Annotated in this window: 9 protein-coding genes and 2 pseudogenes; 5 read left to right on the plus strand and 6 right to left on the minus strand. The window is 65.6% G+C overall.

Going from position 1 to position 11429, the window contains the following annotated elements:
* The 3 genes and pseudogenes from AC3WLY_RS34880 to AC3WLY_RS34890 form a co-directional block, all read right to left on the minus strand.
* Window positions 1-282: pseudogene (locus AC3WLY_RS34880) on the minus strand (isochorismate synthase); the annotation flags it as partial.
* Window positions 283-337: 55 nt separating this feature from the next.
* A complete protein-coding gene (locus tag AC3WLY_RS34885) occupies window positions 338-2539 on the minus strand; it encodes a TonB-dependent receptor domain-containing protein (protein WP_175961317.1) in 2202 nt (733 codons plus the stop codon).
* Window positions 2540-2656: 117 nt separating this feature from the next.
* The gene (locus tag AC3WLY_RS34890) at window positions 2657-3628 is read right to left on the minus strand and encodes a helix-turn-helix transcriptional regulator (protein ID WP_492308894.1); all 972 of its coding nucleotides are present in this window, start codon (window positions 3626-3628) and stop codon (window positions 2657-2659) included.
* A gap of 161 nt (window positions 3629-3789) precedes the next feature.
* Between AC3WLY_RS34890 and AC3WLY_RS34895 the strand changes: the two genes are divergently transcribed.
* The 5 genes and pseudogenes from AC3WLY_RS34895 to AC3WLY_RS34915 all read left to right on the plus strand — a co-directional run.
* A complete protein-coding gene (locus AC3WLY_RS34895; protein ID WP_175961315.1) occupies window positions 3790-4911 on the plus strand; it encodes an ABC transporter substrate-binding protein in 1122 nt (373 codons plus the stop codon).
* A gap of 22 nt (window positions 4912-4933) precedes the next feature.
* Complete coding sequence (locus AC3WLY_RS34900; protein WP_492308895.1) at window positions 4934-5854, plus strand: alpha/beta hydrolase; 921 nt, start codon at window positions 4934-4936, stop codon at window positions 5852-5854.
* Window positions 5851-6915, plus strand: a complete 1065-nt coding sequence (locus AC3WLY_RS34905) for a FecCD family ABC transporter permease (RefSeq protein WP_492308896.1) — start codon at window positions 5851-5853, stop codon at window positions 6913-6915. The genes AC3WLY_RS34900 and AC3WLY_RS34905 overlap by 4 nt, the downstream gene beginning before the upstream one ends.
* Complete coding sequence (locus AC3WLY_RS34910; RefSeq protein ID WP_492308897.1) at window positions 6908-7717, plus strand: ABC transporter ATP-binding protein; 810 nt, start codon at window positions 6908-6910, stop codon at window positions 7715-7717. The genes AC3WLY_RS34905 and AC3WLY_RS34910 overlap by 8 nt, the downstream gene beginning before the upstream one ends.
* A gap of 140 nt (window positions 7718-7857) precedes the next feature.
* Window positions 7858-8118: pseudogene (locus AC3WLY_RS34915) on the plus strand (polysaccharide deacetylase family protein); the annotation flags it as partial.
* 328 nt (window positions 8119-8446) lie between these two features.
* Here the strand turns inward: AC3WLY_RS34915 and AC3WLY_RS34920 are convergent.
* The 3 genes from AC3WLY_RS34920 to AC3WLY_RS34930 form a co-directional block, all read right to left on the minus strand.
* The gene (locus AC3WLY_RS34920) at window positions 8447-9016 is read right to left on the minus strand and encodes a hypothetical protein (protein WP_310143171.1); all 570 of its coding nucleotides are present in this window, start codon (window positions 9014-9016) and stop codon (window positions 8447-8449) included.
* Between the two features lie 24 nt (window positions 9017-9040).
* Window positions 9041-10801, minus strand: coding sequence for a ShlB/FhaC/HecB family hemolysin secretion/activation protein (locus tag AC3WLY_RS34925; RefSeq protein WP_310143174.1), 1761 nt, complete (start codon window positions 10799-10801; stop codon window positions 9041-9043).
* Window positions 10802-10874: 73 nt separating this feature from the next.
* Window positions 10875-11345 (minus strand): PM0498 family protein, encoded by a 471-nt coding sequence (locus AC3WLY_RS34930; protein WP_310143177.1) that lies wholly within the window; start codon window positions 11343-11345, stop codon window positions 10875-10877.
* Window positions 11346-11429 lie beyond the last annotated feature (84 nt).

Below are 11429 nucleotides of genomic sequence, written 5' to 3' on the forward strand. Positions count from 1 at the left end.
GCGCAGCATCGTGCGCGCGACCCGCAGCGCGGCCGGCGCGTCGACGTCGAACGGCACCGCGCCGACTACCGCCGCACCCATGTGGCCGCCGGCCCGCTCGCGACGCAACGCATCGTTCACGCGCGCCGCGAGCGGCGCGCCCGCATGCGGGATCGCCGCCGCAACATCGCTGGCCAGCAGCGTATGCGCCGGCGTTGCGAGAAACAGCGGCGTATCCGCACGATAAACATCCCGCACGCTATGGGGTACTAATAGTTCGGAAAGTCGGGAAATCGCATTCATTGACATTGCCTCCAGATTGAACGAGCCGGCGCGGCGCGGCGCGCCGGCCATGCCGTCACATTTCGGCGGTCAGACTCACCGCGATGCGGCGCCCCTGGTCGACGAGCCAGTTGCCGCTCAGCCCGGTCGTGCGCGTGCGATCGTCGATCGGCACCATCTTGTTGGTCAGGTTCAGCACCGCGAAATTGACGGAGAAACGCTTGTCGATCCGGTAGCGCCCGCCGAGATCGAAAGTCGTCGTCGACGGCCGTTCGCGCACGCCCTGCGCGCCGTTGCGGAACGCGGCCCAGTATTCGCTGCCGATATAGTTCGCCGTCGCGTAGAGATCGAGCTTGGCGGTCGGCGTCCAGTCGACCTGCACGTTGAATTTGTGCTTCGGCGTCTTGTCGAGCGGATAGCCGTCGAGCGAACTGCCGTTGAACGCCTTCTCGCCGCTGCCTTCGCGGCGCGATTCGGTCAGCGTGTACGCGCCCGACACCTTCAGCGTGCGCGACAGGCGCGTGCCCGCGCCGATCTCGAGCCCGTACAGCTTGACCTGGTCGATGTTGTCGTACACATAGATGTTGCGGCCCGGCGAGCGCGGATCGGGCTTGCCCGTGTCGTAGCTCGCCACCTTGTTCTTGAACAGATTGTTGAACAGCGTCAGGCCCGCGTACGTGTCGCCCAGGTCGTAGCGCACGCCGAGCTCTTCGGTCAGGCTCGTCTCCGGCTTGAGATCCGGATTGCCGCACAGCGTGCCGGGCGTCGCGCCCGCCGCGCCGCCCGACGTCATGCAGTAGCCGGCCGTGCTCTGGCGCAGCGACGGCGGCCGGAACCCGGTCGATACGCCGCCGCGCACCGTCCACGCTTTGCTGATCTGGTACACGCCGTAGATGCGCGGGCTGACGTGGCTGCCGTAACGCTCGTCGTGATCGAGCCGCACGCCGGTCGTCAGCGTGAAGCGGTCGTTGAAGAAGTAGTCGTTCTCGCCGAACAGTGCCCACGCGTCGCGCGTGACACGATCCGCATTGGCCCCATGGCCTTTCGGCACCGCGTCTTGCACGCTGATGCCGGACAGCCGCGACCAGATGTGCTGGCCGCCCATGGTCAGGATGTTGCGCTCGCCCCACCACGGTATCGCGGCCTTGCCTTCGAGGATCGTGTCGGTCAGCGCGGGCTTCACCGGCGAACGCCCGGCCGGCGTCCACTGGTCCTGCACGCCGCGCTCGCCGTACAGCGACACCGTCGTGTCGCCGAAGCCCCAGCGGCCGTCGTGCGTGATGCCCCAGTAATCGCGGACATGACGCGTCTCCGTGAGCGCGGTGGCCGCCGTGCGCGGCGTGAGCGGCGCGGCGCTCTTGCCCGGCGTGCTGAGATAGGTGAGCTGCTCGCGCCCGATGTTCACGCTCACGTCCTGGTTGCTCGCGGGTTTCGCGGACAGCTTCACGTCGAAGCTGCCGATCCGCTGCCCGTTCGCCCCGCCCGTTCCACTGTTCGGGTAGTAGATGTCGTCTTCGCCGCGATGCAGGAGACGCCCCGACGCCTGCAGCCCGAGCACGTCGGATTTCAGCGGGCCGCCAAGCCAGAAGTCGACGCTCTGCGTGTCGCCCTGGTTCGATTCGAGCTGCCACACACTGCCTGCCGTGATCGTGCCGCCCCAGCGCTTCGGCACCTTGCGCGTGATCACGTTGATCACGCCGCCCATCGCGTCGGCGCCGTACAGCGACGACATCGGCCCGCGCACGACCTCGATCCGCTCGATCGCGGACAGCGGCGGCATCAGGTTCGACTGCACGCCGGCCGTGCCACGGTTCATCGTTTCTCGCGTGTTCTGGCGGCGGCCGTCGACGAGTATCAGCGTGTACTCGCCCGGCATCCCGCGAATCGAGATGTCCTGGTCGTTCGGCGACGCACCGACGACGCTCACGCCCTCGACGTTGGCGACGATCTCGGCGACCGACGTATACGGCTTCGCGTCGATGTCTTCCCGGCTGATCACCGAAATGCTCGCGGGCGCCTCGCGGATCGCCTGCTCGCGGCGGCTCGCCGTGACGACGATCTCCTTCAGCGCGGCCGGATCGGCGGCAGCATCCGGCGGTACGGATTCGACCGCTTTGGCCGGTTTGCCCGGGTCATCCGGTTTGGCGGCGACGGACGACGCGGCGGCGGGTTCCGCCACCCGGCCAGGCGTCTGCGCCCACGCGCACGACACGCCCATCAGATACAGGCCGGCAACGACGACCGGCTTCAACGCAAAGCTTGCAGCTTGACTCGACATGGTGGCGCCTTCTACGTTTCATGATGCTATTGATTCTCATTTGCATTATGAAACATGTAACCAATCGAAATCTTTGCGTAAGCATCGAAGTCGTTTGAGCGCCGTCGCCGGCCATCGTCAACGCCGGTCGCTGCGTCGCGCGAGCGTCGGCGTGACGCCGAAGCGGCGCTTGTAGGCCGTCGCGAAGTTCGCGGCGCTCGTGTAGCCGGCCAGCGCCGCGGCCTGCTTGACGCTCACCGCATCGCGCTCGAGCGCGAGCCGCGCGCGCTGCAGATGATGTTCGCGGACGAAGTCGAACACGGTCGTGCCATAGGCCGCGCGGAACTGGCGCTGCATCGCGTTCGCGCTCATCCCGGCGTGCCGCGCGATGTCGTCGAGCGACAGTTCCTGCGCCGCGTCGCTCGCGAGGAACGCGCGCAACTCGGCCATCCGCCGATAGTCGCGCGAGCCGAGCGACGCCTCCGCCGCCTGCGCCGCACCGGTCTCGAGCGGCGTGAAGGCCTCGGCGAGCAGTTCGAGCACGCGACTCTCCAGATAGATCGCCTGCAGCATCGGCTGATAGGCGGGCGGCCGCACGATCTGTTCGGCGAGCGCCGTCGCACGCGGCGTCGGCTGCCAGAAGCGGATCGCGAGATGCGCGGACAGCATCGCGTCGAGCCGTTCCGGCAGGACGCCGCGGCTGGCCGCCTGCAGATGGCCGAGCCATTCGCCCGACATCGCGAGGCTCAGCCGCCGTGCGTAACCGCCCTTGCGGAGCCGCCTGCGGAACGTGTCCGGCTCGACCGCGTTGAGCAGGAACGACTGCATCCGCACCGCGGGCCGCGCGGCTTCGCAGTCCGTGCGGCCGGTGCGGCGCCCGTCCGTCGTCAGCACCACGCGCCGGTCACCGTACGACACGTCGAGCGCGCCCTCGAGCAGCAGCACGAGATGCAGGCCCGGTGAACACTGCCCCGACATCACGGCGTCGAATTCATCCGTTGCGTCGTCCGAATGGATCCGCAGCCCGGGCCGCACCTCGCGGATCCGCGCGACATGTGCGTCGTGTCGATAGCGATCGGAATGGGAAGCGGCTGGTGTCAGCGCTGTCATGTCGTCATACCCCCGCGCGCAGGCCTCTTGCGCCCACGCAAACTATTTTGGCGTGCGATCAAACGACCGACGCCCCTGTCGCGGCGTCGGCTCGGCTACAATCAAATGAGAATTGTTCTCATTTATATCGTATCGGGAGTCACGTGAGAAATACAAGCGGAATGTGGGCCATGCTTGGCGTATGGCTGTGCGGCTGGCTCGTGATGCAGGCCGCACAGGCGGACACGACGACCGTCACCGACCTGGCCGGGCGGCAGGTCCGGATTCCCGCGCGCGTCGAGCGCGTGCTGCTCGGCGAGGGGCGCCTGCTGCCGGCGCTGGCGGTAGTCGACGGTGACGATCCGGCGCGCCGCCTTGTCGGCATGATGGGTGATTTCGAGCAGCTCGATCCCGCGAGCTACGCCCAATGGCTCGCGCGCTTCCCGCGCCTGAAGGACGTGCCCCGCATCGGGCGCTCGCAGTCCGGCAGCTTCAGCGACGAGCGCGCGCTCGCGCTGCGTCCGCAGATAGCGATCTTCGGGCTCGGCGGCGGCCACGGCCCCGGCGAGCGCGATCGCGAAACGCTCGCGCGGCTCGAGGCGGCCGGCGTCGCGATCGTGTTCGTCGACTTCCGGCACGACCCGCTCGCCAACACGCCACGCAGCATCGCGCTGCTCGGCCAGGTGCTCGGCTCGCCGCAGCGCGCGACGGAATTCAACGCGTACTGGCGGCGGCAGCTCGACCTCGTCCGCACGCGGCTCGCGACCGCGCGCCCGGCCGCGCCGAGCGTGTTCCTCGAAAGCCGCGTCGGCCTGTCGGGCGACTGCTGCGACACGATGACCGGCATGATGGGCCACCTGCTCGACGCCGCTGGCGGCAACAACGTCGCGAAAGGCCGCGTGCCCGGCGAGCACGGCACGCTGAACCCCGAATACCTGCTGAGTCGCCAGCCCGATTTCTACATCGGCACCGCGATCGGCTCGCTCCAGACGCTGCAAAGCGCGCCGCAACGCATCGCGCTCGGCGCCGGTGTGCCGCACGACGCCGCCGTCCGTTCGCTCGACCGCTCGCTGAAGCGGCCGCAGATCACACCGCTGCGCGCGGTCCGCGAGCGGCGCGCATATGCGATCTGGCATCACTTCTATAATTCGCCGTTCAACGTCGTCGCCGTGCAGGCGATGGCCAAGTGGCTGCATCCGGCGTTGTTCGCCGATCTCGATCCGCGCGCCACGTTCGATACGATGGTCCGACGCTTCCAGCCCGTTCCGCTGCAAGGCGAATACTGGGTGCAGGAAGGGTCCTGACATGCGGATGCCCGCCTCCTCCATGCGCCGCTCCCTGCTCGTCGCCGGATTGGCCGGTCCGCTCGGCGGCCGGCTCGCGCCCGCGCGCGCCGCCGATGCGCCTGCCTGGCCCGGCCTCGAAGCCGCACTGCCGGTCGTCGTGCCGAACAGCCGCCAGTTCGACGTGACGATCGCCGGCCGCACGCGGCGTCTGTTCGTCGCGCTGCCGGCCGAGCGTTTCGGCTCGGCGCCCCATCCGGTGCTCACCGTACTCGACGGCAATGCGCTGTTCCCGCTCGCGGTGCAGCTCGTCCGCAATCTCCGCTCTCGGCCGGACGGCGCGCGCGACGCCGAGGCCGTCGTGATCGGCATCGGCTATCCGGTCGACGGGCCCTACGACATGGCCGCGCGCGCGGACGACTACACGCTCGCGCCGTTGCCGAACGGCCGCGGCGTCGTCGCGGACCGCTTTCTCGACTTCATCGAGCACGACGTGCAGCCGTGGCTCGCCCGCCAGTTGCCGGTCGATCCCGAGCGGCAGACGCTGTTCGGCCACTCGTACGGCGGCCTGCTGACGCTGTACGCGATGCTCACGCGCGCGCACCTGTTTCGGCGCTACGTGGCCGCGAGCCCGTCGATCTGGTGGGGCGAGCGCGCGCTGCTGCCCTATGCCGACCGATTCGCCGCGCAAACCGCCCCGCTCGCACCACCGCTGCGCGTCCTCGTGACCGCAGGCGGCCTCGAGGAAGGTGCACCGAATCACGACGCCGAACGGATGCGCCGCCAGCAGGCACGCAAGCAGATCGGTTCCGCGCGCGACTTCGTCGCGCGCGTGGGCGGCCGCGCAGGGCTCGACGCCGCGTTCCGGCTGATCGACGGCGAGGATCACGGCGGCGTCGTGCTGCCGAGCCTCGCGCTTGCGTCACGTGTGGTTGTCGAGCCCGCGTCCGGAGCGGCCGCATGAGCACGACGACACCCGTTTCGCCTCCGTCGCTGCGACTCCGCTACCGCGCGGTCGCCGCGCGGCGCGTCGGTGCGCTGGCCGCGCTCGCATGCGTGCTCGTCGCACTGCTCGTCGTCGACGTCTCGACCGGCCCGTCGCCGTTTCCGGTCGCCGACCTGGTCGGCGGCCTGTTCCGGCCCGACGGGCTGCCGCTCGAACAGCGCGTGATCCTGTGGGACGTGCGCCTGCCGTATGCGCTGATGGCCGTGCTCGTCGGCGCGTCGCTCGGGTTCGCCGGCGCCGAAATGCAGACCGTGCTGAACAACCCGCTCGCGAGTCCGTTCACGCTCGGCATGTCGGCCGCCGCGAGCGTCGGCGCGTCGCTCGTCGTGATTTCCGGCTGGCACCTCGTGCTGTGGAACGAGAACGTCGCGCTGTCGCTCGGCGCGTTCGCGTGCGCGAGCGTCGCGACGCTGCTGATCGTCTGGCTCGCGTGGCGCCACGGCGCGACGACCGAAACCGTCGTGCTGTTCGGCTTTGGCCTGATGTTCAGCTTCGAGGCCCTGCTGTGGCTGCTGCAATTCATCGCCGACGCGAATGCGTTACAGCAGATCGTGTTCTGGAGCATGGGCAGCCTGGCGCGCGCGACGTGGGGCAAGATCGTGCTGCTGACCTTCGTGTTCGCCGCCTGCACGCTGTGGGCGAGCGTCGACGTTGCGTCGTTGACGGCGCTGCGCGCCGGCGACGAGCAGGCGCGCAGCATGGGCATCGCGGTCGAGCGTCTGCGGCTCGTCGCGCTCGCGCGCATCAGCCTGCTGTCCGCGACGGCGCTGTCGTTCGTCGGCACGATCGGCTTCGTCGGCCTCGTCGGGCCGCACGTCGCGCGACTGCTGGTCGGCGACGAGCATCGCTACTACCTGCCGGGCGCGGCGCTCGCCGGCGCGATCATGCTGGCCGGCGCGTCCGTGCTCAGCAAGACGCTGATCCCCGGCGTGACACTGCCGATCGGCATCATCACCGCGCTGGTCGGCGTGCCGTTGTTCATGCTGCTCGTCGGCCGGCGCAGGAGGCTCGATGGCTGAGCCGATGCTGCATCTCGACGCGCTATCCGTCCGCTACGGCGCCCGGGTCGTGCTCGACGGGTTGTCGCTCGCGCCGGTCGAGCCGGGCACGACGATCGGGCTGCTCGGGCCGAACGGCGTCGGCAAGTCAACGCTGCTGCGCGCGCTGGCGCGGCTCGCGTCCGCGACCGGTCGCGCGGCATTCGGCAGCTTCGACCTGCTGTGCGGGTCGCGCCGCGAACACACGCGGCAGGTCGGCTATCTGCCGCAGACCTTGCCGCAACCGTCGTCGCTGCTCGTGTACGAAGCCGTGCGCAGCGCGTTGCGCGCCACCTGCGGCGGCCTGTCCGACGCGACGCGCGACCGGCGTTTGCAACAGGTGTTCACGCGGCTGCGGCTGCACCCGCTGGCGATGTCGTCGCTCGACCGGTTGTCGGGCGGCCAGCGACAGATGGTCGGGCTCGCGCAGGTGCTCGTGCGCGACACGCCGCTGCTGCTGCTCGACGAACCGACCAGCGCGCTCGACCTGCGCTGGCAATTGCTCGCGCTGGAGGCGGTCGGTGAGGCGGCCCGCCGGCGCGGCGCGATCGTGCTGGTCGCGATGCACGACCTGAATCTCGCATCGCGTTTCTGCGACCGGCTCGTGCTGCTGAGTGCCGACGGACTCGTCGCGGACGGCGCGCCAGCCGACGTGCTGACGCCGCCGAACCTGCGGCGCGCGTACCGCGTCGATGCGCGGGTCGAGCGCACGGCGTCGGGCGATTACGTCGCGCTGGCGGAGCGGGCGATTCCCGACGAGCCGGCGCTTGCCTCCGACGATTGAGCGATTCAACGCTTGAGCACGGGCGGTATCGCCCGGCCGTGTTACGCCCGCACGCTCCCGCTCGCTGACGATGCGCGACCGCGTCAGCCGACGGATTGCGCTCTCGTTCCGGTTCCACTCACACGCGCGCCCTCCACGCGATGTCCATTCACCTCAGTTTCGACGACGGCCCGGGCCCGTCGACACCGCCCTTGCTCGACGTCCTGCGCGCCGCGTCGTGCAACGCGACCTTCTTCCTGCTCGGCAAGAACCTCGCAGGCGCGCTCGAGATCGCGGCGAGCATAGCGCGTGAAGGCCATCGGCTCGGCAACCACACCCATTCCCACGCGAAGCCGGGTGCGCTGGCGGACGACGTGCTGATCACCGAAATCGATGCGACCGACGCGCTGATTCGCGACGTCGCAACGGTCGAACGGCTGATCGGTTGCGATAGAAGCGCTATCAGCGCCTCCAACTTTTGCGCATGACGCCCGCCCATACAGCGGCGTACCGTGCAGCCGTGTAAATTCGCGATTACATGCCCGACACAGGAAGCGCGGAATTCGGTGACCACTCAAGGCGTTTCGGTATCCACGGATACCAACGTGCGCTGAGCCGCAATGGAAGCACGGCGGACGTGGCTCAGAATTCGGCGACAGCAACACATCGACATGCCGCTGCAAAAAAGCGGTTAGCTCGCGATCTTCCTGCATCGGTTGCCGTCGTGAACTCGTCATGGGAAAACGAAACTTACCCGGCAGGGTCGGGACTGACATCTTGGCACTTTGGCGCGGCCTTGATGCTGACCGGCTCCGTCTGAACGTGCTCACCTACGACAGATAGCCTCCGAACGTTGAGTTGGAGACTATTCGATGCATTGCTTGCGAACGCTTCGTAATCTTTGCCAGCCTGAGGAACGAAAGTACGAGCAATGTGCTGAAACGGACTTCTAAAAATGAAGCCGTTAAAATCAGGCAACGAGTCACCACCGTATTCGACCGAAATCGTCAGTGGCTCGTTGGCTTTGATCACATACTCGTCATAGTACCGATACGCGTCCTCTGGAACGGGCATCCCGATCGTCGTGTTGGCGAGATGTAGCGTGCGTGGTTTAGCCACTGCCATTCCGCCGCCGCCGAAACCGAGTACACCTTTCTTCGGTTCGCATGTCGTGTTGAAGAAGAAGTGCGTGGATGCGCCAAAATAAACGCGAATCCTCGCATCAGTTGCAGGATCGTAGGCCGCGCTGTGCGTGTTCTGCGACGCACAGCCAGCCAACAATGTGCCGAGTGCGACGGCCATCAACGTATTTTTAAACATCACTGAATTCTATCTTCGATAATTTCAGAACTGCGCTGTAACCTGAAATCCAACCGTGACACGCGCAGTCGGGAATCCGGACGGCTTGTAGACCGGCGTACCGGCGAACAGGTCGTAGCCGTAACCGCCGAAGCGCGTTGCAACGCTGCCTTTAACGCCGATCACTGCCCCGGCCAGTTGCGTACCGACCAGCGCGACAGGCTGCGGTCCCCAAACGCGGCCGTAATCGAGTCCTGCATAAATCGCCTGCCCCGTCTGTCCGATGGGCATTTGCAGTTCGTTGCGCCAGTAGAAGCCGCGCGCCGCCGCCAGCATCGTTTCGCCGTCGAAACCGCGGACCGTGTAACGGCTGCCGATCGTCAGGTCATCGATGTAGTACAACGTGTTGCCGGTGTATTGGCCGTGAAAGGTCGTCACGTAGCGGAACGGCTGTTGCGCGATCGCGAACGGCACTGACAGGTTCGCATCCAGCACGGCCATTTTGTAGCGGTACGTCGGCCCGCCGTCCATTGCCAATACATCATCCTGTGCGCCAAACGTGCCGATACCTTGCCTGTACGCAAGCGTGCCATCAAACTGCGCGCCGCCGAAATAGTGGCGATCGGTCAGCCCGAATTCAACGAACGTGTTGTTACGGCGCTGCTGCGGAATCTCAGTATCTTCGATGAAGCTCTGGCCGAAGCGGCGCGACAAGCGGAAATAGCCGCCCAACACGTCGTTCTGACTGCGTGCAAGCACGCGTGCCAGTTTGAAATCAATCGTCTTGGAGTTCCCGCTCGCTACGAACGTCTGATTAACGCCCGCGATTTGCTGATAGTACGTGTTCGTGTATGCGGAAAGGGTCGCCGTCCAATATCCCCACGGAATCGAATAGAAACCATTCCAGCCGTGCGAACCAAGGCGCTTGTCACCAAGTTCAAGGTCTTGACTCACACCGACGTTGAAAATGTCGTTCAAGCCCAACGGGTTGTCGATGCCGATCGACAGGTTGCCTTGCAGCTTACCGGTCGCGCGCGTTCCAGAGTTGTCGATCGATGCGACGACGGTCCACGGCTTGCCGCGTTTCACGTCGAGCACCACATCGCTTTCGCCCGGTACATCGGCCGGAACGATTTGCATCGACACGTCTTGGCTGGTGACCCGCTTCATCTGCTCCAGACCTTGTTCTAGGTCACGCAGGTTCAAAAGCTCGCCATCACGTGTCGGGAACGCTGTTTTCCATGTGCCGCGCAGTTTTTCATCGGCGAAGCGCACGTGACGGATCACCCCGGGGATCAGTGCAACTTTCAGCGTACCGTTAGACAAGTCCTGCTCAGGCAGCAGGACGCGCGTCGTGATAAAGCCACGTGACAGAACGGCCTGCGACAGCCCTTTGACGAGTACATCAAGTCCTTGCTTGCCGACACACTGCCCCGCGTAGTGTTCGAGCCATTCACGCGCGAACGCAAAGCGGTCCATCGGCAACGCGGATGCGCCCTGCGCTTTCACCGTGGCCGGTAACGAATCAGGAACATCAAGCGTGAAGCGGTCAATCCGAAAACACGGCTGTTCGTTCGGCAACGTCGGATATGTTTCGGCGTGTGGCACTTCCGATCGCACAGAAGGGGCGTGCAACTCCGCGTCACGCTGTTGCGCGTCGCGTTGCTGCTGCGCCTGTCGATCCTGTTCCGCGTTTGCGCGTGCGGCAGCGGCTTGGTCTGCAGGTGTGGGGGCCTGCTGCGCCTGAACCGCAAGCGATACAAAAGCCGCAAGCGGTACTGCCGCCAGCCGTTTAATTGTTTTCATTGTCAGACGGGCAGAACCCTGAGGTAGATTAAATGGTACAACTGTTCGTCATCACATCTCGCGACGTATCCGCTCATTGAGTCATCGCTATTTGAGAAATAACATCCTCATCTGAGTCAATTGACATAACTGGATCACCATAACCATCGATGTTATCGCTTAACCATTGCTCCCCAGGGCGGTGAACATGAAATTTTGTGACAACACTAAATTCATCTGCACTTACGACAGCGGTAAGTTGTGGCATTTGTTGCATCGCGTTCCAAATCGCAAACACCTCCTTCACCAGCAGGACAGCCTGCGCAAGTGGTAAATCCGGGTCGTAATCTTCGACGTGCAAAGAATTGACGAAGCATTCATAGCCGGTGCAATCGGGAAAGCTTCCGCGCGTCGCGTTTGTTGACCCCAATAGAGCACGCAAGAGATAACACTCGTCACGTACTTCGAATCCACTATCTGCGATGCTCTTTAACGACGGGTTGAGCGGACAGCTCAGTCGCGCTTCGCTCAAGGCATCCTTCATCGGTCGATTAATTTTCATCATTTACCCCCGAGAAACTTGTTGAGTCCTTTCTGAATTGCCGAATTGAAGCTCGGATCGATCCGCCAAGGACCGCGACGCCAGCCG

The organism is Burkholderia sp. FW306-1C-G01B, assembly GCF_058781685.1.